19 protein-coding genes and 1 riboswitch are annotated in these 20,610 nt (G+C 64.1%); of the genes, 7 read left to right on the plus strand and 12 right to left on the minus strand.

The annotated features are described in order from the left end of the window. Nucleotides 1–25 precede the first annotated feature (25 nt). The gene (locus JQ574_RS35860; RefSeq protein ID WP_409411224.1) at nucleotides 26–565 is read left to right on the plus strand and encodes a hypothetical protein; all 540 of its coding nucleotides are present in this window, start codon (nucleotides 26–28) and stop codon (nucleotides 563–565) included. Between the two features lie 180 nt (nucleotides 566–745). Here the strand turns inward: JQ574_RS35860 and JQ574_RS34945 are convergent, their stop codons facing one another. The 9 genes from JQ574_RS34945 to sdhC all read right to left on the minus strand — a co-directional run bounded on the left by JQ574_RS34945 (nucleotide 746) and on the right by sdhC (nucleotide 10,572). After that, nucleotides 746–982, minus strand: coding sequence for a hypothetical protein (locus JQ574_RS34945; RefSeq protein WP_212294863.1), 237 nt, complete (start codon nucleotides 980–982; stop codon nucleotides 746–748). 85 nt (nucleotides 983–1,067) lie between these two features. Continuing rightward, nucleotides 1,068–1,457, minus strand: a complete 390-nt coding sequence (locus JQ574_RS09715; protein WP_212204045.1) for a VOC family protein — start codon at nucleotides 1,455–1,457, stop codon at nucleotides 1,068–1,070. A gap of 31 nt (nucleotides 1,458–1,488) precedes the next feature. Beyond that, nucleotides 1,489–2,316, minus strand: coding sequence for an FkbM family methyltransferase (locus JQ574_RS09720; protein WP_212204048.1), 828 nt, complete (start codon nucleotides 2,314–2,316; stop codon nucleotides 1,489–1,491). Nucleotides 2,317–2,535: 219 nt separating this feature from the next. Further along, entirely contained in the window at nucleotides 2,536–4,584 is a 2,049-nt protein-coding gene (locus tag JQ574_RS09725) for an ABC transporter ATP-binding protein/permease (protein WP_212204050.1), read from the minus strand. A gap of 138 nt (nucleotides 4,585–4,722) precedes the next feature. Then, entirely contained in the window at nucleotides 4,723–6,915 is a 2,193-nt protein-coding gene (locus JQ574_RS09730) for a hybrid sensor histidine kinase/response regulator (RefSeq protein WP_212204052.1), read from the minus strand. Nucleotides 6,916–7,035: 120 nt separating this feature from the next. Continuing rightward, nucleotides 7,036–7,818: a succinate dehydrogenase iron-sulfur subunit gene (locus JQ574_RS09735; RefSeq protein ID WP_192739357.1), complete on the minus strand. Its 783-nt coding sequence runs from the start codon at nucleotides 7,816–7,818 to the stop codon at nucleotides 7,036–7,038. A 112-nt stretch (nucleotides 7,819–7,930) separates the two neighbouring features. Continuing rightward, nucleotides 7,931–9,772 carry a succinate dehydrogenase flavoprotein subunit gene (gene sdhA / locus JQ574_RS09740; protein ID WP_212204054.1) on the minus strand — a complete coding sequence of 614 codons (1,842 nt, stop codon included), beginning with the start codon at nucleotides 9,770–9,772 and terminating at the stop codon, nucleotides 7,931–7,933. Nucleotides 9,773–9,775: 3 nt separating this feature from the next. After that, complete coding sequence (gene sdhD / locus JQ574_RS09745) at nucleotides 9,776–10,150, minus strand: succinate dehydrogenase, hydrophobic membrane anchor protein (protein ID WP_211994682.1); 375 nt, start codon at nucleotides 10,148–10,150, stop codon at nucleotides 9,776–9,778. A gap of 20 nt (nucleotides 10,151–10,170) precedes the next feature. Next, the gene (sdhC, locus tag JQ574_RS09750; RefSeq protein ID WP_212204059.1) at nucleotides 10,171–10,572 is read right to left on the minus strand and encodes a succinate dehydrogenase, cytochrome b556 subunit; all 402 of its coding nucleotides are present in this window, start codon (nucleotides 10,570–10,572) and stop codon (nucleotides 10,171–10,173) included. 508 nt (nucleotides 10,573–11,080) lie between these two features. On the opposite strand from sdhC, the gene JQ574_RS09755 reads away from it, so the two are divergent. Beyond that, a complete protein-coding gene (locus tag JQ574_RS09755; RefSeq protein WP_212204060.1) occupies nucleotides 11,081–11,932 on the plus strand; it encodes a sulfite exporter TauE/SafE family protein in 852 nt (283 codons plus the stop codon). Between the two features lie 154 nt (nucleotides 11,933–12,086). On the opposite strand, the gene JQ574_RS09760 is transcribed toward JQ574_RS09755, so the two are convergent. Further along, nucleotides 12,087–13,613: a malonyl-CoA synthase gene (locus JQ574_RS09760; RefSeq protein WP_212204061.1), complete on the minus strand. Its 1,527-nt coding sequence runs from the start codon at nucleotides 13,611–13,613 to the stop codon at nucleotides 12,087–12,089. A gap of 86 nt (nucleotides 13,614–13,699) precedes the next feature. Between JQ574_RS09760 and JQ574_RS09765 the strand changes: the two genes are divergently transcribed. The 5 genes from JQ574_RS09765 to JQ574_RS09785 all read left to right on the plus strand — a co-directional run bounded on the left by JQ574_RS09765 (nucleotide 13,700) and on the right by JQ574_RS09785 (nucleotide 18,334). Beyond that, nucleotides 13,700–14,461: an SDR family oxidoreductase gene (locus JQ574_RS09765; RefSeq protein ID WP_212204063.1), complete on the plus strand. Its 762-nt coding sequence runs from the start codon at nucleotides 13,700–13,702 to the stop codon at nucleotides 14,459–14,461. Between the two features lie 143 nt (nucleotides 14,462–14,604). Continuing rightward, a riboswitch (ZMP/ZTP riboswitch) is annotated at nucleotides 14,605–14,685 on the plus strand. Between the two features lie 37 nt (nucleotides 14,686–14,722). Next, the gene (gene folB / locus JQ574_RS09770) at nucleotides 14,723–15,133 is read left to right on the plus strand and encodes a dihydroneopterin aldolase (RefSeq protein ID WP_212204066.1); all 411 of its coding nucleotides are present in this window, start codon (nucleotides 14,723–14,725) and stop codon (nucleotides 15,131–15,133) included. Nucleotides 15,134–16,148: 1,015 nt separating this feature from the next. Then, nucleotides 16,149–16,703 (plus strand): fasciclin domain-containing protein, encoded by a 555-nt coding sequence (locus tag JQ574_RS09775; protein ID WP_212204073.1) that lies wholly within the window; start codon nucleotides 16,149–16,151, stop codon nucleotides 16,701–16,703. Between the two features lie 179 nt (nucleotides 16,704–16,882). After that, complete coding sequence (locus JQ574_RS09780; protein WP_212204074.1) at nucleotides 16,883–17,530, plus strand: cytochrome b/b6 domain-containing protein; 648 nt, start codon at nucleotides 16,883–16,885, stop codon at nucleotides 17,528–17,530. A gap of 18 nt (nucleotides 17,531–17,548) precedes the next feature. Next, nucleotides 17,549–18,334 carry a molybdopterin-dependent oxidoreductase gene (locus JQ574_RS09785; protein ID WP_212204075.1) on the plus strand — a complete coding sequence of 262 codons (786 nt, stop codon included), beginning with the start codon at nucleotides 17,549–17,551 and terminating at the stop codon, nucleotides 18,332–18,334. 79 nt (nucleotides 18,335–18,413) lie between these two features. On the opposite strand, the gene JQ574_RS09790 is transcribed toward JQ574_RS09785, so the two are convergent. Continuing rightward, on the minus strand, nucleotides 18,414–19,598 hold the full coding sequence (locus tag JQ574_RS09790) for a YbfB/YjiJ family MFS transporter (protein ID WP_212204076.1): 1,185 nt from the start codon (nucleotides 19,596–19,598) through the stop codon (nucleotides 18,414–18,416). Nucleotides 19,599–19,689: 91 nt separating this feature from the next. Then, a complete protein-coding gene (locus JQ574_RS09795) occupies nucleotides 19,690–20,556 on the minus strand; it encodes a DMT family transporter (protein WP_212204077.1) in 867 nt (288 codons plus the stop codon). Nucleotides 20,557–20,610 lie beyond the last annotated feature (54 nt).

The raw sequence follows: 20,610 nt of genomic DNA on the forward strand, positions 1-20,610 counted from the left end.
GATGCGGTCGGCGCAGGCGTAGGGGTTGCTGCCGGCGGAGGCGGCGTACGCGCGGGCGGAGCTGCAGCAGGCGGCGGCGTTGGCGTCGGACGCGCGGGCGGAGCCGCAGCCGGCGGCGGCGTTGGTGTCGGACGCGCGGGTGGAGCTGCAGCCGGCGGCGGCGTTGGGCGCGGAGGCGGTGCAGCGGCGGGCGGTGCCGGTGGCTTCGGCGCAGCCGCCGGGGGCGGCGCGGGAGGAGGTGTCGGCCGCGGCGGCGGCGCGGCAGCGGGTGGTGCCGGCGGCGGTGCGGGACGCGGCGGAGGCGCCGCAGCAGGCGGGGGAGCCGGCGGCGGTGCCGGGCGCGGAGGCGGAGCCGCAGCTGGTGGCGGCGCGGGCGGAGTCGGTGGCTTCGCGGCTGGCGGCGGCGCGGCCTTTGGCGGCGCCTTGGGCTTTCCGTCGGGACCGAGTTCTTCCCTGGCCTGTGCGACGACCAGCGGCGCATTTTGCGCATGCGACGCGGATGTCGCGATCTGCGTCACCGTCAGAGCGGTCGTGGCAAGCAGCACGATGCGAAGGTTTGTCATGATGTTCTTGGTCCCTGGAAAGGTTCTGGCAGCAGAGGAATCGTTTGGCGGGTCGATCAACGGCTAATCGTTAGGCCGGATTGTGGCGGGCTGGAAAGCGCGAATGCCTTTTATTTCGAGGGCGCAACGGGTTGCATGCGCAATTGTTCATTGCGTATTCAGGCGGCGCTTTCAGATCAAAGTCAAATTCCTCCCTGTGGCCGATCTGTGGCCGGATTGGGCGTCGAGGGCCCGTTCGGCCCGCGCACAGGCAGTTCATCCGGCGTCTTGCCCGGCAACTCCTGCGGCGGCGGCGGCGCGCCGGGCTCGCGCATCGGTGGCGGCACCTCCGGACGGGGATTGCCCGGAGGATCTTCGCGCGGTGGCTCGGTTGGTTTTCCCGGCGTAGGCGGCGGGATTTCGGGAGGTTCTATCGGCATCCTCGATAACGGAACGGACGCCGTGAGGTTCCCGAAGCGAGCCTGACGGAACCGATCATCCCGGTGCGTCAGTCACCCCGGTGCGTCAGTCACCCGCCGTGTGGCAGACCGCCTCGATGTTGTGGCCGTCGGGGTCGAGCACGAAGGCGCCGTAATAGTTCGGATGATAATGCGCACGAATTCCGGGCGGGCCATTGTCGCGCCCGCCGGCAGCCAACGCGGCGTTGTAGAAGGCATCGACGGTGGCGCGGTCCTTGGCGAGGATCGCGACATGCAGCGGCTTGTTCAAGCCGCCTTCGCCGCCGATCCAGAAATCCGGCTTGCCGCCAGCGCCGAAGCCGGCGGCGGGATCATGGCCGGTCTGCTCCTGCGTCACTTCCATGACCAGCACATAGTCGAGCGGCGCCAGCGCCTTCACATAGAACGCCTTGGCGCGCTCATAATCCGAAACCGGAAAACCGATATGGTCGATCATCGAACTCTCCCTTGGTTAGAAGATGGTCGGTTCAGCCGCGCACCAGCAGCGTATTGCTGCGGGTCTTGCCGGTTTCGGCATAGCCTCGCGCGCGCATGTCGGCGATACAGTCATTCTGCCATTCATTCGATGACAAATGTTCGATCACCACCGCGCGCGGCCATAGCGATTGCGGCGCGTCCCTGAAGAAGCCGGTCAATACGCGGTCTTCAAAGCCTTCAACGTCGATCTTCAGCGCATCGGCATGCGAGACGCCGGCTTCGTCGAGGATGCGTTGCAGCCGCAGCGACGGCACCTTGATCGCCTTGGCTGAGGCCTGCCCCGACACGATATGGCTGGCGCCGAGATTGTCGCCATCGGTCTCGATCATCAGTTCGCCATCGGCGGGACCGGCGGCGGCGGCGACCAGTCTGGTTTGGGTAAAGCCCGAGGCGGCGTTGTTGAAGGCGAGCCTTGCATGCGTGACCGGATGCGGCTCGATTGCGACCACCTTGCCGCTGGCGCCGACATGGCGCGCCAGCGCAAGCGCATAGGTGCCGACATTGGCGCCGACATCGACGAACACGCCGCCAACAGGCGTATGCGCGCGCAAGAAATCCAGCTCCTCGATGTTGTAGTCCGGATTGAACAGCGCGCCGCGCTCGGTCGCGCTGGCCTGGTGATAGAAACGAAACGATGCGCCCTGATAGCGCACGTCCACCGGCCCCGCGCGAAAAAGATTGACCAGCCGCGACAGCATCGGCCGGAACGCGCCGCGCTTCAGCCGCGAGCGGTGCGCCAGCGCAATGATCGCGGCCTGCGCAGCATTCGGTGCGAACGCGCCGAACGGCGCGGGCGTGGGGTCGTTGTCGGGCTTCAAACGGATATCCTCGGTGGAAAGCGGCGCATGCATAGCCGGTTTTGCTGGCAAGGCCAACGACGCTTCTCTTCCCCTCTCCCCTTGTGGGAGAGGGTGGCTTCGCGCAGCGAAGACGGGTGAGGGGTTCTCTCCTCACGGTAAGATTTCGATGTGAGGATAGAGACCCCTCATCCGGCGCTACGCGCCACCTTCTCCCACAAGGGGAGAAGGGAAGAAATATCACGCCGCCTTTTTCGGCGGCTTGCGTTGGCGCAGGAAGCGGCCGAGCAGGCGGCGTTTGCCCTTGCGCGGGATCAGGTCGACGTCGCTGACGAGCTTGGCGCCGCCCTTGCGCCGCTCCAGCACGATCTTGCGGCTATGAAATGCTTCCAGCTCGGCGCGATGGGCGACGCTGACGATGGTTGCTTTCGGCAGCTCCTTGATGACGATCTCCATCATCTTGTCCTGGCTCTTTTCGTCCAGCGCCGAGGTCGCCTCGTCCAGCACCACGATGTCGGGGTTGTGCAGCAACAGCCGCGCGAACGCCAGCCGCTGCTTTTCACCGCCCGACAATGTCTGGTCCCACGGCGCCTCTTCCTCGATCTTCTCCTTGAGATGGTCGAGGCCGACCTTGTGCAGGGCTTCGCAGAACTGTTCGGATCTCCAGTCCTCGGCGGCGCCGGGATAGGCGATCGCGCGGCGCAGCGTGCCGGTGGGAATGTACGGCCTCTGCGGCAGCATGAAGAGCCGGCGGTCGGGATGGAAGTTGACGCTGCCGCCGCCCCATGGCCACAGGCCTGCAATCGCGCGTACCAGCGTGCTCTTGCCGGTGCCGGATTCGCCGGCCACCAGCAGGCGCTCGCCGGGCTCGATCACGACTTCGGTCTCGCCGACAACAGCGGTGCCGTCGTCTAACGTCACCGAGAAATCGTTGAGGCTGAGCATGGCCTCGCCCTCGGTCTCGCCGCGCTTGATGCGGCCGAATCCGTCGCCGCGTTCGGCCCGCTCCAGCCCGTCGAGCGACATCATCAGCGAGGCGATCCGGCGCGCGCAGGCGTTCCAGTCGGCAAGGCGCGGATAATTGTCGACCAGCCAGCCGAACGCGGTCTGCACGATGGTGAAGGCGGAGGCCGCCTGCATCACCTGTCCGAGCGTCATGCTGCCGTCGAGGTATTTCGGCGCGCACAGCAACAGCGGCACCACGGGCGCAATCAGTCCCGACCCCTGCGACACCAGGGTAGTGCGCATGTGCTGGCGGGCGAGCTGCGACCATTGCCGCAGCACGTTGGAGAAGTTCTTGTCGAGACCGTCGCGTTCTTCCTCCTCGCCGCCGAGCAGCGCGATGCTCTCGCCGTTCTCGCGCACCCGGGTCAGCGTGTAGCGGAATTCGGCCTCGGCCTGGTTCTTGTCTTCGGACACCTGCACGAAGCGGCGGCCGATGGCCATGATCGAGCCGGAGGCGATCGCGGCGTAGACCACCGCGGCAATGACGAGAAAGCCGGGTATCGTCACCGTTGATCCACCGAGCGTCACCGTCAGCGCGCCGCCGATGGTCCAGAGCACCACGATGAAGGTCGCGGCGGATAAAAACGCCGAGGTGACGCCGGCGACGAAATCCACCGGCGAGTCGGTCGAGATCCGAAGATCCTCGGCGATGCGGTGTTCCGGATTCTTGTGGTCGCCGCCGACGAGGTTGAGCTGGTAATAGCGGCCGCTGGTCAGCCAGCGCGTCATGACAGAGCTGGTCAGCCAACCCCGCCAGCGCCGCTGGATACCCATCCGCGCGAACACCTGCGCGACGCCGAGCAGCACGCTGCCGATCGCAAGCGGGAAGAACACCGCGGAGAGATAGAAGACGGTGGCGGATTCGCGCTTCTCGATGGCGTCGAAGATCGCCCGGTTCCAGACATTGATGCCGTATTGAAATCCGACATTGACGACGATCAGGATCAAGAGCCCGATCGAAAAAAACCACGCCAGCCGGTCGCCGCTTTTGCCCCAATAGCCGCGCGCGCTGATCCAGAAGCGCGTCAGCAGATAATCTTTACGCGCCTGCTCGGCCTCCTCAGGCGACAATTCCGGGTCGGGCTCGACCACCTCCGGCGGCGGCGGGTCGACGCGATCGCCGTCCTCGGCGACGACATCGATAATTTCGGCCTTTTCGGCCGCTGACTCTTCGGCAGCGGCTTGTTTCGCGGCAGCGGATTTCTTCGAGGAATCGGATTTCTTCGAGGAAGGCTCGGACTTTACGGCGGGCTTCGCATCGGACTTACTATCAGTCTTGGCCATGGCCCGGTAACGCGAAGAAAATCAGAAGGTTCCCTGACGGTGCTTCCCCACGTCATGGGCGAGCGCGAGCGACGCCTCCTTCAGACGGCTATGCCCGGCCATGACGAGGTGCGAATGATACCGCTGACGTGCTGAATCTCAGGACGCCCGCGTCGTGGTGGCGCGTTTCATCATGCGCCAGCGGGCGACCGCGTGCAGCACGCGCGAAAGCTGCTCGATCGAGTAGGGCTTTTGCAGCAGCTCCAGACCGTCGCTGCCGCTTTCGGACAGGCCGTGGCTGTAGCCGCTGGTCAGCACGACCGGCAGATCGGCATGGTAACGGCGAATTTCCTGCGCCAGCTCGATGCCGGTCATGCCCGGCATCACGACGTCGGTGAACACCACGTCGTAGCGGTCGGCGCCAGTAGCCAGTTCTTCCAGCGCGTGCGTGGCGTTGTCGACCAGGGTTGTGCCGTAGCCGAGTTCGGCCAGCGCGTCGGTGGCGAATTTCCCGACCTCGATATTGTCTTCGACCACGAGCACCGACATACCCCTGCCGTCGAGCGGCGGAGCATCTTCCACTGTCATCTGCTGCGGCTTGCCGTCACCGGTGGCGCGCGGCAGGTACAGCGTGAAAATGCTGCCCTTTCCCACTTCGCTGGCCACCACTACTTCGCCGCCGGATTGTCTGGCAAAACCGAACACCTGGGACAGGCCGAGCCCGGTGCCCTGGCCGACCTCCTTGGTCGTGAAGAACGGTTCGAAGATGCGACCGTACTGCTCCTGGGGAATGCCGACACCGGTATCCTCGACGGAGACGGCGACATAGCCGGTGGGTTTTTGGTCGGCGCGGTTCTGACCGATGGAATCCTGCTTGCGGGGATTTGGCGAACCTATGGCGGCGCTGGGCAATTCAGTTGCCGTGTGCACCGTGATGGTCAGCCTGCCGCGGCCGTCCATGGCGTCGCGGGCGTTGACCGCCATGTTGATCATCGCGGTTTCGAACTGCCCGGCATCGGCATTGACGACGCACGGTTCGGCCGGCCCATGGATCTCGATCTCGACCCGCGATCCGATCAGCGTCTTGATCATCTCGCTCAGCATCTGAACGTTCTGGCCGACGTCGAACAGTTCCGGTTTGAGTGTCTGACGGCGCGCGAACGCCAGAAGCTGGGTCGTCAGTCGTGCCGCGCGCGTGACCGTGTCCGAGATCGCGTCGATGTAGCGCAGCCGGCGTGGCTCCGGCAGGTCCGGCCGCCGCAACAGATCGACGGAGGCGCGGATCACGGTGAGCAGATTGTTGAAGTCATGCGCGACGCCGCCGGTGAGTTGCCCCAGCGCCTCGAGCCGCTGGCCATGCTTCAGCGCTTCCTCGGCCTCCTGCCGCTTGGCAGCCTCGGCATAAAGATGCCGCGTTCGACGCAGGGCGAAAGCGAGCAGGAAAAACAACAGGGCGGTGGCCGGCGCGCCGAAGATGAGGTGCTGGCTGATGGTGGAGAACCAGCGCGCCCGGATTGCCGACGTCTCAAGGCCGGCGCTGATATAGATCGGATATTCGGCGAGCCGCTGGTAGCCGAGGCGGCGCTCGATGCCGTCGGTCGGCGACGTCACGGTGATGAGGCCGGCCTTGGGGTTCGCCGCGATCTGCTGTCCGACCGGTCCTGAGAGGTCGAGCCGCGCTTCCTGATCGACGGTCGGAAAGCGCGCCAGCACCGCGCCGTTGCTCAGGGCAAGCGCAAAGAAGCTGCCGGGCTCACGGCCGATCCGGGCGTAGAATTTCTCGAAATATTCCGGCAGTACCGACGCCTGGATCACACCGGCAAAGCTGCCGTCCTCGGTTTGCCGCCGCCGGCTGAAGCCGAAAAACGGCGCGCCCTGATAGGGCGGCCGCGGCGTCAGCGCCTCGCCAATATAGGTTCCGATGTCGCCGGCGACATGCGCGTTGAAATAATCCCGGTCCGAGAAGTCGATCTCGGGCGGGGGCATCACGAGGCTGTTGACGAGCGCGCGGCCCCTGGCGTCGAAGATCCAGGTCGATTTCACCTGCGGCAGCGACCCGACAAGCTGCTTCAGCCGCTGATGCAGCGCTTCCTCGCGGGAAGTAATGCCGGCGTCCGGAATGCCGCGGATCACCTCGGCGATTTCAGAGATGCTGCGGTCGATGGTCTCGAACACTTTCAGCGCGTGCTCGTGCACGACATCGAGCGAGCGTTCGATTTCCCGGTCGGCCGTCTCGTTGATCGAGATCCAGGAAATCGCGGATGCAAAGATGAACAGCGCCAGCGGGAGGGCCAGCGAGGCCGCCATCATCCATTGCAGCAATCTCAGCGAATTGCGTTGTGCGGTCTGCACGGGCGCTCCTGCTCCGGAGCGAATCTTACGTCAAACCTGTAACGGAACAAAGCGGCGCAGAAGCTGAAACTTTGCCCGGTGCCGACCCGGCCGTTTACCGGGATACTCGGTACAAATTAGCTAAATTTGCCGCTCGACCAGCTTCAGCTTGAGCTCGGCGATGGCTTCCGACGGGTTGAGACCCTTCGGGCAGGCCTTGGCGCAGTTCATGATGGTGTGGCAGCGGTAGAGCCGGAACGGGTCTTCGAGATTGTCGAGCCGCTCGCCGGTGGCTTCATCGCGGGAATCGGTAACCCAGCGCGTCGCCTGCAGCAGCGCGGCGGGGCCCAGGAAGCGGTCGCTGTTCCACCAGTAGCTCGGGCACGAGGTCGAGCAGCAGGCGCACAGGATGCATTCGTAGAGGCCGTCGAGCTTTTCGCGGTCCTCGTGGCTCTGCTTCCATTCCTTCTGCGGCGTCGGCGTGGTGGTCTTCAGCCACGGCTCGATCGAGGCATATTGCGCATAGAAATTGGTCAGGTCAGGCACCAGGTCCTTGACGACAGGCTGGTGCGGCAGCGGGTTGACCTTGACCGCGCCGTCTTTGACGTCGTGCATCGACTTGGTGCAGGCCAGCGTGTTCTGGCCGTCGATGTTCATGGCGCAGGAACCGCAGACGCCTTCGCGGCAGGAGCGGCGGAAGGTCAGCGTCGGATCGATGTGGTTCTTGATCCAGATCAGGCCGTCGAGCACCATCGGACCGCATTCGCTGGTGTCGATATGATAGGTGTCGACGCTCGGATTCTTGCCGTCGTCAGGATTCCAGCGATACACCCGAAACTCGCGCGTCTCGGTCGCGCCCGCCGGCTTCGGCCAGGTCTTGCCGCCGGTGATCTTGGAGTTCTTCGGAAGCGCGAATTCAACCATTCCTCTAACCTTTCGTCATTCCGGGGCGATGCGTCAGCATCGAACCCGGAATCTCGAGATTCCAGGTCTGGTCCTTCGGACCATCCCGGAATGACGGCTGCTTTTGTTCTGATCAATACACCCGCGCCTTCGGCGGGATGTACTGCACGTCGTTGGTCATCGTGTAGTCGTGCACCGGGCGGTAGTCGATCGTGGTCTTGCCACGCCCGTCGATCCACGCCAGCGTGTGCTTCATCCAGTTCTTGTCGTCGCGTTCGGCGAAATCCTCGCGGGCGTGGGCGCCGCGGCTCTCGGTGCGGTTGGCCGCCGAGTCCATCGTCACCACCGCCTGCACGATCAGATTGTCGAATTCGAGGGTTTCGACCAGGTCGGAGTTCCAGACCAGCGAGCGGTCCGTGGTCGCGACGTCGCCGATGCCGCCATGCACCTTGTGGATCAGGTTCTGGCCTTCGCTCAGGACTTCGCCGGTCCGGAACACGGCGCAATTGCTCTGCATCACATGCTGCATGCTGTCGCGCAGTTTTGCGGTCGGCGTGCCGCCGGAGGCGTAGCGATAATGATCGAGCCGGCCGAGCGCCAGTTCGGCGGAGTCCGCCGGCAGCTCCGGCTGCTTGCCGTTCGCGGTCAGTTTCTCGGCGCAACGCAGCGCCGCGGAGCGGCCGAACACGACGAGGTCGATCAGCGAGTTGGAGCCGAGCCGGTTGGCGCCGTGCACGGAGACGCAGGCGGCTTCACCGAGCGCCATCAGGCCGGGCACGGTGGCGTTGTCGTCGCCGTCCCGCTTGGTCAGCACTTCGCCGTGATAATTGGTGGGGATGCCGCCCATATTGTAGTGCACGGTCGGCGTGATCGGGATCGGCTCGCGGGTGACGTCGACATTGGCGAAGATCTTCGCCGATTCGGAGATGCCCGGCAGTCTTTCCTGCAGCACCTTGGGATCGAGATGATCGAGGTGCAGATAGATGTGGTCCTTTTTCTTGCCGACGCCGCGGCCTTCGCGCATTTCGATGGTCATCGCGCGCGAGACCACGTCGCGCGAGGCGAGGTCCTTGGCTGATGGAGCATAGCGCTCCATGAAGCGCTCGCCCTCGGAATTGACGAGATAGCCGCCTTCGCCGCGCGCACCTTCGGTAACGAGGCAGCCCGAACCATAGATGCCGGTCGGATGGAACTGGATGAACTCCATGTCCTGCAGCGGCAGGCCGGCGCGCAGCGCCATCGCGCCGCCGTCACCGGTACAGGTATGCGCCGAGGTGCAGGAGGCGTAGGCGCGGCCGTAGCCGCCAGTGGCGAGGATCGTGGTCTGGGCGCGGAACCGATGCAGCGTGCCGTCGTCGAGCTTGAGCGCGATCACGCCGCGGCAGACGCCCTGGTCGTCCATGATGAGGTCGATGGCGAAGAACTCGATGTAGAATTCGGCGGCGTGGCGCAGCGCCTGGCCGTACATCGTGTGCAGCATGGCGTGACCGGTGCGGTCGGCGGCGGCGCAGGTACGCTGGGCCTGGCCCTTGCCGAAATCCATCGTCATGCCGCCGAACGGGCGCTGGTAGATCTTGCCGTCTTCGGTGCGCGAGAACGGCACGCCCCAATGTTCGAGCTCGTAGACCGCCTCGGGCGCGTTGCGCACCATGTATTCGATGGCGTCCTGGTCGCCGAGCCAGTCCGACCCCTTGACGGTGTCGTACATGTGCCAGCGCCAATCGTCCTTGTGCATGTTGCCGAGCGCCGCCGAAATGCCGCCCTGCGCGGCGACCGTGTGCGAGCGGGTCGGGAATACTTTTGTGATGCAGGCGGTGCGCAGGCCCGCCTCGGAGCAGCCGACCACGGCGCGCAAGCCGGCGCCGCCGGCGCCGACCACCACCACATCATAGGTGTGGTCTTCGATCGGATAGGCTTTTCCGTTGGTCGCAGGACCACTGCCGTTGGTGGCCTTGCCGTTACCTTCAGAGGCCATGGGCTAAACTCCCGATGACATTTTGAGGATCGCGTAAATCGAGGCGAGCGCCACCGCGATACAGAAGAAATTATTGGCCATCACGCTGGCGAGCTTGATCTTCTCATTGTGCACATAGTCTTCGATCACGACCTGCATGCCGATCTTCATGTGCCAGGCACTGGCGAGGATGAAGAGCAGCATGATGATCGCGATGGGCACCGAGCTGAAGATTTGCTTGGCACCCGCCTGGTTGCTGCCGAGCAGCATCAAGACCACCACGATGACAGGGACGATCAGCAGCGTCATCGCCACCGCAGTGAGGCGCTGACGCCAGAAATCGGAAGTGCCGGAATGCGAGGAGCCGAGGGCGCGGACGCGCGCGAGCGGCGTGCGCATGGAAGGCGATTTGGGCGCGTTCATCGTCCGCCTCCGATGGTCATGTAGGCGATGATCCAGACCAGGATGGTCAGCGAAATGCCGCCGATCAGCGCGCCCCAGGTCAGGGCCTCGCGCTCATTGGCCTTGAAGCCGTAGCCGAGGTCCCAGACCAGGTGCCGGAGCCCGGACAGCAAATGATGCATCAGCGCCCAAGTGTAACCGAACACGATCAGCTTGCCGATGAAGCTGCCGGTAAAAGCCTGCACATTGGCGTAGGCGCCGGGGCCCGAAGCGGCGGCGATCAGCCACCAGGCCAGCAGCAGGGTTCCAAAATACAGCGCCACGCCGGTGGCGCGGTGGACGATGGACAGCGCCATCGTCAGCGTCCAGCGGTAGGTCTGCAGATGGGGAGAAAGCGGTCGTTCGATCCTGGCGGTCATCGGCGGCTTTGAAGTTGGCGGGACGTGGTGCGGCCCATCGGGGATCGCGTTAAAGCAATTCTATTTACGTAGTCGAACCAGCGAGCGCAACGATCAAATGCCACGAAATCGAACGGTCGTTCATTACTAGATCAAGGATGAAACGAGGGCGATCAGCGGCTTGGTATACCACGCCTGCGATCGCTCACAGAAAGAACGAATCATCGTTCGTTTGTTGTGGTGAGCTGTCGCCGCCAGCGCGTATAAAGGGGTCGGCGGTGGCGTGACCGGCGGCCCGAGGTCGTGGCGCGGACGGCGTCCCTTCGCGGCCGTTCCCGAGCGCGTTCAGGCTATTCCCGCAGAGCCGACCGGATATGCGAATCCAGCGCACGCCCTGGCCGCGCGTCCCGGTCCCGACGCTGCATTTCAAGCCCTGCATTTGATCGCAAGAGCTGCCGCCAGCGCGGCGATGGTCGCGCCCCGATTCGTCGGGTAACGCTGCGGTGTTCCTCAACGTGCAGGCGGGATTGTGATGGCCGGACTTAATCTCGTCGAGCTTGTCGAACTGGCGCTGATGCTGGTTGCGGTCGGCGCGGTGTCGGGGTTTTTCGCCGGCATCTTCGGGATCGGCGGCGGCGCGATCCTGGTGCCGGTGTTCTATGAGTGTTTCCGGCTCGCGGGCGTGCCGCTGGATGTGCGGATGCCGCTCTGCATCGGCACCTCGCTTGCCATCATCATTCCGACCTCGATCCGTTCGTTTCGCGCCCATCACGCCCGCGGCGCGGTTGATCTGGGCGTGCTCAAACTGTGGTGGCTGCCGATCATCATCGGCGTCATCGCCGGCAGCATCACCGCGCGTTACGCGCCCGAGCGGCTGTTCAAGATCGTCTTCGTCGGCGTGGCATGGTCGGCCGCCGCGCGGCTGCTGCTGGCGCGCGACAACTGGAAATTCGGCGACGACATCCCCAAGGGCCCGCTGATGCGGCTCTATGGTTTCTTCATCGGTCTGCTGTCGACCCTGATGGGGGTCGGCGGCGGCCTGTTCGCCAATCTTCTGATGACGTTCTATGGCCGTCCCATTCATCAGGCGGTCGCGACCTCCTCGGCGCTGGCGGTGCTGATCTCGATCCCCGGCGCGCTCGGCTACATCTATGCCGGCTGGCCCGCGGCGGCACGCTACCCGGACGTCACCGCGCTGCAGCTGCCGTTCGCGATCGGCTTCGTCTCGCTGATCGGCGCCCTGCTTGTGATGCCGACCAGTCTTCTCACCGCGCCGCTCGGCGTGCGCGCGGCGCATGCGATGTCAAAGCGCAACCTGGAGATCGCGTTCGGCTGTTATCTCTTCATTGTCGGCAGCCGGTTTGTGATAAGCCTGCTGTAGGAAACATCATCGACATCGGCGCGCGTTCGCGCGCCCTCAGCGGTTCAAGGCGACTTCCCTGAACGCCTTGACGAGCGGGGCTTCCAGCTTGCTGTGCATGGAGCCCAGAATTTCATAGGCGCAGGCGCCGCCTCACCCGGACAGGCGACGGCTACTATTTTGCGTAAATCTTTGCGTAAGTATCCCGCAGTATATTCTTCTGCACCTTGCCCATCGCGTTGCGCGGCAGTTCGTCGACGACAAAGACGCGCTTCGGCATCTTGAATTTTGCAAGACGCCCGTCGAGCGCTTGCAGCACCGAGGCTTCGCTGATGTCGGCGCCCTTGTTGCAGACCACGACCGCGGTGACGCCTTCGCCGAAGTCCGCATGCGGCACGCCGATCACGGCGGATTCGATCACGCCCGGCATGGCGTCGATCTCACTCTCGATTTCCTTCGGGTAGACGTTGAAGCCGCCGGAGATCACCAGATCCTTGCCGCGGCCGAGAATGTGCACATAGCCCTTGTCGTCGATCTTGCCGAGATCGCCGGTGATGAAGAAGCCGTCGTCGCGGAACTCGGCCTTTGTCTTCTCCGGCATCCGCCAGTAGCCCTTGAACACGTTCGGGCCCTTGACCTCGATCATCCCAATAGTGTCGCGCGCCAGTTCCTTGGCGGTCTCGGGGTCGGTGACGCGCACCGAGACGCCGGGCAAGGGAAGGCCGACGGCGCCGGGCACGCGGTCGCCGTCATAGGGGTTGGAGGTGTTCATGTTGGTTTCGGTCATGCCGTAGCGCTCGAGGATGGCAAAACCTGTTCGAGCCGACCATTCGCGGTGGGTGTCGGCGAGCAGCGGCGCGGAGCCCGAAATGAACAGCCGCATGTGCCTAGTGGAGTCTTTGGTCAGCGCCGGGCTCTGCAGCAGCCGCGTGTAGAAGGTCGGCACTCCCATCAGCACGGTCGAGCGCGCCATCAGCTTGATGATCAGTTCGGGATCGAGCTTCGGCAGGAAGATCATCGAAGCGCGCGCGAACAGCGTGACGTTGCTGGCCACGAACAGGCCGTGGGTGTGATAGATCGGCAGCGCGTGGATCAGCACATCGTCCCTGGTGAAGCGCCAATAATCGACCAGCGAGAGCGAGTTCGAGGCGAGATTGTCGTGCGTCAGCATCGCGCCCTTGGAACGCCCCGTGGTGCCCGACGTGTAGAGGATCGCGGCGAGGTCGTCGCTGGCGCGGGCGACGGTTGCGAACGAAGCGTCCGCCCTGGCGGCGGCGTCCGTCAGCGTTCCCTTGCCGTTGGCATCGAGCGTTTCGACCCTGGCGTTGACCTTGGCCGCGATCACGCCGATGCCCTCAGCCTTGGAGGGGTCGCACACCACCAGCGACGGCTCCGCGTCGGTGATGAAATATTCCAGCTCGTTCAGCGTATAGGCGGTGTTGAGCGGCAGATACACCGCGCCTGATCGTACCGTGGCGAGATAGAGCACCAGCGCCGGCACGGATTTTTCGGTCTGCGCCGCCACGCGGTCGCCCGGCTTGACGCCCCTCGCGACCAGCACATTCGCCATCTGGCCGGCGCGGGCGATCAGATCGGCATAGCTGATGCGCGTGCCGTCGAACATCTCGATCGCGAGCCGGGCGGGATCGTCGAGCTTGTCGAACAGGCGGGAAAACAGGTTGGCGCTGGCGGTGGTGTTCATGCAACATTCCCTGAGGGGCAATGGCCGGAGTTTTCGCCGGCTGGATTAGCAAAAACGCCCCTCACAAAGCAACGGAGACAGTTTGCATGTCAAATAATGGGAAACGCGTGGCCTGGGTGACGGGCGGTGGCACGGGAATCGGTGAATCCGGCGCGGAGCATCTCGCGGCGGACGGCTGGACCGTCGTGGTTTCGGGACGCCGCCAGGCCGAGCTGGACCGGGTCGTGGCCAACATCACCAAAAAGGGCGGCGAGGCCGAGGCGATCGCGCTCGATGTCAGCAACAGGGCCGACGTCAACAAGGTCGCCGACCAGATCCTCGCCAAGCACGGCCGGATCGACCTCCTGGTTAACAGTGCCGGCGTCAACGTACCGAAGCGGAGCTGGGCGGATGTGGAACCGGAGGGCTGGGACAAGGTCGTCAATATCAACCTCAACGGCGTCATGTTCTGCATGCACGCCGTGCTGCCGGCGATGCGCAAGCAGCAGGATGGCTGCATCATCAACGTCGCGTCCTGGGCCGGTCGTCATGTCTCGAAGATGACGGGCCCGGCCTACACCACCACCAAGCATGCGGTGCTGGCGCTGACCCATTCCTTCAACATGGACGAATGCGTCAACGGCCTGCGCGCCTGCTGTCTGTCGCCCGGCGAGGTCGCAACCCCGATCCTGAAATCGCGCCCGGTGCCGCCGAACGAAACCGAGCTGGCGAAGATGCTGCAGCCCGAGGATTGCGGCCGCACCATCGCGTTCGTCGCCAGCCTGCCGCCGCGCGTCTGCGTCAACGAGATCCTGATCAGCCCGACACATAATCGCGGCTTCATCCAGACGCCGGCGAGCAATGATTAGTTCTTGGTAGGGTGGGCAGAGCGCAGCGTGCCACCATCTTTTTATGACGCCAAACTGTGGTGGGCACGGCGCAAACGCGCCTTTGCCCACCCTACAAGTTTTCGGCTTACACTTGAGCCCCGACCGTTGCGCCCGTATACTCACAACTCTCGCGCGACTGGCGATCGCAGATGGGGCACCATCGGGAAGCGCGAGGTATTCAGCCGCGCGCCTGGGCAATCGGAAAAAATCCGATCCACCTTCAGATGAAGGAGCGGCCCAATGTTGACGGCCATCCAGATATCAGGATTGCAGACTTTCGGATACCACGGCCTGTTCGAGGAAGAGCGCCGCCTCGGCCAGAAATTCACCTTCGACATCGACGCGACGCTGAAGGCGGCGCCGACGCACCGGGACGACAGGCTGGATGCCTCGATCCGCTACGACGCTGTGGTGGACGCCGCCGTGAGTCTTGCCGGCGCGACGAAATACCAAACGCTGGAAGCGCTCGGGGAAGCCGTTGCGATCGGCCTGCTGCGGCGCTTCGCCCTGATCGACACCATCACCGTTGGCGTCGCCAAGTTCAGTCCTCCGATCCCGCATACGCTCAGCAAAGTCGGAATCACGGTGCGCTTGGCCCGATCCGATCTGGCGGGTAGGCCGGTGGAGGAGGTGCTGGAAGATTTTGTCTAGGTGGCGGCATCTGTACGGCGCGGTGGCCCACCCATCCTTCACCGCGCGGGATCGTCATTGCGAGCGAAGCGAAGCAATCCATCTCTCGTAACGCGGCGTCGTGGATTGCTTTGCTGCGCTCGCAATAACGGCTGGGTGCGACATAGTAGCCCGTTGGGCAAATCAGTTCGGGTTTACAGAAATCATGTCAAGTCCTAAATTTCTGCAAATCAAAATTATTCTTGTTGCCATCCGACCCAAATCAGTGCGCAGCTATCGTCATCCCGTCCCACTCAGAGGGCGTTGGCCATCGTCACAACGAGGGGCGGGTCGCGGTGGACGCTGATGTTGCGATGGACGGTCGCGGCTGATGCGTACGGCGAAAGCGTGTGGTCCTGGCGCCCGTAACGGCGTCAAGTCTTTCGGGAGCCAACGCTTCCGAGGGGCGACGGTGGCAATAGAGGCCGTCTCACCGGGGAGAGCGCGTCATAAGCCGTAAAGCCATTGCGCAGGGAATGTCGGATGTTCTCCGCTGCCCTGTATGCTCGTGTGCAGCTTCTTTAGCACAATCGCACACGAGACCGCGGGTGCAGCGCGCATCCGGCATTCCCTGCGCCCTCTGGATTCTTAGAGGGCGGAACGAAATTGAAAACCTCGGGTGCAATGCGTCGCGAGATCGCGGCCGCATATTCAGTGTCATCGCCCGGCTTGACCGGGCGACCCAGTATTCCAGAGACGCCAATGATTGAATCGAGAAGCCGCGGCGTACTGGATCACCCGCCTTCGCGGGTGACGACAGTTGTGTGTGGAGTGGCAAGGCGGGATATTCGCTGCGCTCGCAATGACGGCTTCATGAGAATACCCCCACGGACAGCCCTCCCGAAAGTTTCAGCCATCACGATAAATTATCCGCCGAAACTGCCGGAAAAACCTCCCGTAGCTCGGCCAACGACGACGAAAACGGTCAACCGACCAGCGTCGTTGTTCTCAGCACCGGCGGCCCCCGCCGGAGACCTCAATCATCGGGAGAAGATCCATGTCGAACCGAATCGCTTATCTGACCGCCGCCGCCTTCAGCGTGCTCGCGCTCACCGCCACCGTGTCAGCGCCGGCAAGCGCGGAAGAAAAGACCGTGATGGTCGGCGGCGCCGCGATGTTCCCCTCGAAGAACATCGTCCAGAACGCCGTCAACTCCAAGGACCACACCACGCTGGTCGCCGCCGTGAAGGCCGCCGGCCTGGTTGCCACGCTGGAAGGCAAGGGCCCGTTCACGGTGTTCGCACCGACCAACGCCGCCTTCGGCAAGCTGCCGGCCGGCACCGTCGACACGCTGGTGAAGCCTGAGAACAAGGCGACCCTGACCAAGATCCTGACCTACCATGTCGTGCCCGGCAAGCTCGCCGCAGCCGACCTCAAGGACGGCATGAAGCTCAAGACCGCCGAAGGCGAACAGCTGACGGTGAAGCTTGACGGCAGCAAGGTCTGGATCGTCGACGCCAAGGGCGGAACCTCGATGGTCACGATCTCGAACGTCAACCAGTCCAACGGCGTGATCCATGTGATCGATACCGTGCTGATGCCGGCTTCGTGACCTCCGCGCACGCCTGATTAGTCCCAGCGGGATGCGTGGATGGGCGAGCCGGGGCGACCCGGCTCGCTTTTTTGTGACCTCGATACGCCCCCTGCATCGATCTGATAGCATCTGGGCAGTAACGAAAACCCGGTTCCCGGCGTATAAACCGGTAACCCATCGCAACGACGGAACAGGCCATGTCGAGCATCACCGCCAGCGACCAAGCCAGCGCTAAAGCGACGCCCAAGGCAGCCACCAAGGCCAAGGTCATTCAGCCGGCCTGGGTGCGGGCCCTGCACTGGACCAACGCCTTTGCGATGGTCCTGATGATCATGTCGGGATGGAAGATCTACAACGCCTCTCCGCTGTTCGACTTCACCTTTTCGGACAGCATCACGCTGGGCGGTTGGCTCGGCGGCGCGTTGCTCTGGCACTTTGCCGCGATGTGGCTGTTGATGGTCAACGGCCTGATCTACCTCGCTTTGGGGCTCGCCACCGGCCGCTTCCGCAAGAAGCTGCTGCCGATCACGCCGGAGGGCGTGCTTGCCGATACCAAGGCGGCACTGACCGGCAAGCTGTCGCACGAGGATCTGACCAAATACAATTACGTCCAGAAGCTGCTCTATGCCGGCATCATCGTGGTTGGCATCCTGATCGTGCTGTCGGGGCTGGCGATCTGGAAGCCGGTGCAGCTGCAATATCTGACGGCCATGTTCGGCGGCTATGAGGCCGCCCGTTACGTCCACTTCTTCTGCATGGCCGCGATCGTCGCCTTCATGGTGGTTCACGTCGTGCTTGCACTGCTGGTGCCGAAGAGTCTTCGCGCGATGATTATCGGCCGCTGAGCATACTAGGAGGATATTATGGGCCGCTTGCGTAACCTTCTGATCCCCGGCGTCGACAAGACGCTGCTGCTCCGGGACGCCGTCAAGACGATGCCGGACCTGACGCGCCGGCGCTTCATCTCCGGCGGCGCCAGCCTCGGCGCGTTGACGCTGCTCACCGGCTGCGACGTGACGGACCAGTTTTCGGCCGAGGAAATGCTGAAGCAGGTTTCGAAATTCAATGACGGCGTGCAGGCCTGGATGTTCAATCCGGATGCGATGGCGCCGACCTTCCCGGAAAGCGCGATCACCAAGCCGTTCCCGTTCAACGCCTATTACAGCCTTGACGAGGCCCCCGAGATCGAGGCCAAGGACTGGAAGCTCGAGGTGCGCGGTCTCGTCGAGAACAAGAAGTCGTGGACGCTGGAGGAGCTCTACAAGCTGCCGCAGGTCAAGCAGGTCACGCGCCACATCTGCGTCGAGGGCTGGAGCGCGATCGGCAGCTGGAGCGGCACGCCGCTGCGTGATTTCCTGCAAATCGTCGGCGCCGACACGCGCGCCAAATATGTCTGGTTCCAGTGCGCCGACAAGGACGGCTACAATTCGCCGCTCGACATGCGCAGCGCGCTGCACGCGCAGACCCAGATGACGTTCAAATTCGGCGACGAGATCCTGCCGCGTGCCTATGGTTTCCCGATGAAGATCCGCGTGCCCACAAAGCTCGGCTTCAAGAATCCGAAATATGTGCTCTCGATGGAAGTCACCAACGACTACAAGGGCGGCTTCTGGGAAGACCAGGGATACAATTCGTTCAGCGGGAGTTGAAGGGGGCGAATGGGGGTAGCGAATGGCGAATAGGGAAAGTATTCGCGCTGACCACTTACCATTCGCCACTCGCTATTCGCTATTTCGCCAACTTCCTCTGAAATGCGCACAGCACCGCCCCCGTTGCCAGCATCGCCGCGGAAACGTTGAGCGCAAACGAAAGACTGCCCACCGCGTCGGTGATCGCGCCGACCACGATCGGCCCCAGCGTCTGGCCGATGCCGAACGAAATGGTCATCGCCGCGATCCCCATCGGCCAGGCGGACGGCGGATAGTTGAAGCGCACGAAGGCGGTGGTCGATCCCACCACCGCGAAGAACGCGACACCGAACACCAGCGCCGAGATCGCCAGCAACAGCGGCGAGTGCCCGAAGATCGGCAGCGCCGCGCCGATCGCGTTGACGCCCAGAATGATCGCGGTGGTGAGGCCGCCGCGGTCCATCGCCAGCACCCGCCGCCACACCCAGGGCGTTGCGAACGCGCTGATCCCGATCAGGCTCCAGAACAGGCTCTGCGCCGCCGCGCCGCCGCCGCCATCGCGGACATAGGCGATCATGAAGGTCATGTAGGCGATGTAGCCGGCCCCGAACAGGAAGTAGCCGATGATATAGGCCAGCACCGGTCCGACCGAGAATCTGGCCGGTGCCGCGCTGTCGATATCAACGCCACCGCCCAGCGGCGCCAGCAGCAGCGGCGCGATCAACGCGACAGAGAGCAGTGTCATCGCCCACCAGACGATCCACCACGATCCCGGTCCGAAACCCTGCAGCACGAACGGCGCGATCAGCCCCGATGCGAGGATGCCGAGCCCGGGCCCGGCGTAAAACAGGCTGAGCAGGAAATTGGCGCGATCGGGGCGCGTCTGCGCGATCGTGGCGGCCAGCGCCGCGCCGCCGACGAATCCGCCCGCGGCTCCGATGCCCGCCAGCAGCCGGGCAAAGCTCAGCACGAAAAAATTGCCGGAGACGGCGCAGAGCGCCAGCGAGATGACGGCGGCCAGCGTTCCCCAGCGCACCGTTCGCGTCAGCCCAAACCGCCGGATCATGCGCGAGGCGAGCAGCGCGCCCGCGAGATAGCCGACGGCGTTGATCGTGTTCATGAAGCCGGCCGCGGAATAGGACCAGCCCAGCGCGTCGCGCATGTCCGGCAGCACCAGCGCATAGGCGAAGCGGCCGATTCCAAGACCGATCGTCGGCGCCAGCGACAGAACGAGGATCAGCCACGCGGGATGCGTGGTGGACGGTGGTTGGACGGCGGCCTTCACAGGATACTCCGGCAAGACAGCGATTGTGACAGGCGGCTGCCGGCTTGCACAGCCGCGCGGGAAGCAATGGTGTCGTGCCGTTTGCGCAACATCAGCCGATCAGCACCAGCGCCACGCCGGCCACCGTCAGCACCGCGCCGGCGACGATGCGGGGTGTGATCCGTACATGGTGCAGCACCATGGCGCTGAGCAGCAACGTGACGAGCGGATAGATCGCGGCGACAGGCGCGACCAGCGTGATCGGGCCGTTGCGCAGGGCGGCGAATAGCGACAGCAGGCTGAGGCCGTTGCAGATGCCGGTGATGGCGAACCAGAACCGGCCCGGCCATGGCGCTGCCACGACGAAGCTCCCCTTGCGGACGCGCTGCACGGTCAGCACCACAAAGGACGATACGACATAGCCGATCAGGCAGGCCCAGAGCGGGCTCGGCCAGATTTCGAGCCCAAGCTTGACGATTGGCGGCACCACGCCGCGCAGCAACGCGCTGGCGAGCGGTAATAGCAATGCCCAGCTTCGCCAGTCGCTGACGAGGTCGCGCGGCCGGGTGACGGTGATGATCACCGCGCCGGCGACCGCAATGACGAGGCCGGCGAATTGCAGCAAGTGGAGCGGCTCATGCAGGAGAACGACGGCGAGCGCGACCGCGAACAGCGGCGCCAGATTGCCGAGCGTCGAGGTGACGACCGGCCCCAGCGCGCTGTTGGAGGCAAAGGTCAGCAGGGTCAGCATCGCCGGAAATACCAGCCCGATCGCGGCGAAGATCGGCAGGGCCCGCCAGACCACGGGCTCGCCGGCCAGCAGCAGGGGCGAGACCAGAAGGAACAACAGCGTGAACGAGGGGACGCTGATCGCCGCTCCCGACAGCGGTTCGACTGTTCGCAGCCCGAATTGCGCCGTCACGACGCCCGCGCCCAGGAAGCCGGCCGAGGCAAAGGCAAACAGGATGGCTGCGGTCATGAGGGCGTGATGTCCGTCTTGGGGCGGGCTTGTCAGCCTTTGTGGCCTGTCCAA

The organism is Bradyrhizobium sp. AUGA SZCCT0158, from assembly GCF_018130065.1.
Taxonomy (GTDB): Bacteria; Pseudomonadota; Alphaproteobacteria; order Rhizobiales; family Xanthobacteraceae; genus Bradyrhizobium.

Excerpts from the sequence above, each read along its gene's own strand:
- JQ574_RS09725 (WP_212204050.1), bottom strand. The coding sequence starts at position 4,584 with ATGGCCAAGACTGATAGTAAGTCCGATGCGAAGCCCGCCGTAAAGTCC.
- JQ574_RS09765 (WP_212204063.1), top strand. The coding sequence starts at position 13,700 with ATGTCAAATAATGGGAAACGCGTGGCCTGGGTGACGGGCGGTGGCACG.
- sdhC (WP_212204059.1), bottom strand. The coding sequence starts at position 10,572 with ATGACCGCCAGGATCGAACGACCGCTTTCTCCCCATCTGCAGACCTAC.
- JQ574_RS34945 (WP_212294863.1), bottom strand. The coding sequence starts at position 982 with ATGCCGATAGAACCTCCCGAAATCCCGCCGCCTACGCCGGGAAAACCA.
- sdhA (WP_212204054.1), bottom strand. The coding sequence starts at position 9,772 with ATGGCCTCTGAAGGTAACGGCAAGGCCACCAACGGCAGTGGTCCTGCG.
- JQ574_RS09780 (WP_212204074.1), top strand. The coding sequence starts at position 16,883 with ATGTCGAGCATCACCGCCAGCGACCAAGCCAGCGCTAAAGCGACGCCC.
- JQ574_RS09735 (WP_192739357.1), bottom strand. The coding sequence starts at position 7,818 with ATGGTTGAATTCGCGCTTCCGAAGAACTCCAAGATCACCGGCGGCAAG.
- JQ574_RS09715 (WP_212204045.1), bottom strand. The coding sequence starts at position 1,457 with ATGATCGACCATATCGGTTTTCCGGTTTCGGATTATGAGCGCGCCAAG.
- JQ574_RS09785 (WP_212204075.1), top strand. The coding sequence starts at position 17,549 with ATGGGCCGCTTGCGTAACCTTCTGATCCCCGGCGTCGACAAGACGCTG.
- folB (WP_212204066.1), top strand. The coding sequence starts at position 14,723 with ATGTTGACGGCCATCCAGATATCAGGATTGCAGACTTTCGGATACCAC.
- JQ574_RS09760 (WP_212204061.1), bottom strand. The coding sequence starts at position 13,613 with ATGAACACCACCGCCAGCGCCAACCTGTTTTCCCGCCTGTTCGACAAG.
- JQ574_RS09795 (WP_212204077.1), bottom strand. The coding sequence starts at position 20,556 with ATGACCGCAGCCATCCTGTTTGCCTTTGCCTCGGCCGGCTTCCTGGGC.
- sdhD (WP_211994682.1), bottom strand. The coding sequence starts at position 10,150 with ATGCGCACGCCGCTCGCGCGCGTCCGCGCCCTCGGCTCCTCGCATTCC.
- JQ574_RS09775 (WP_212204073.1), top strand. The coding sequence starts at position 16,149 with ATGTCGAACCGAATCGCTTATCTGACCGCCGCCGCCTTCAGCGTGCTC.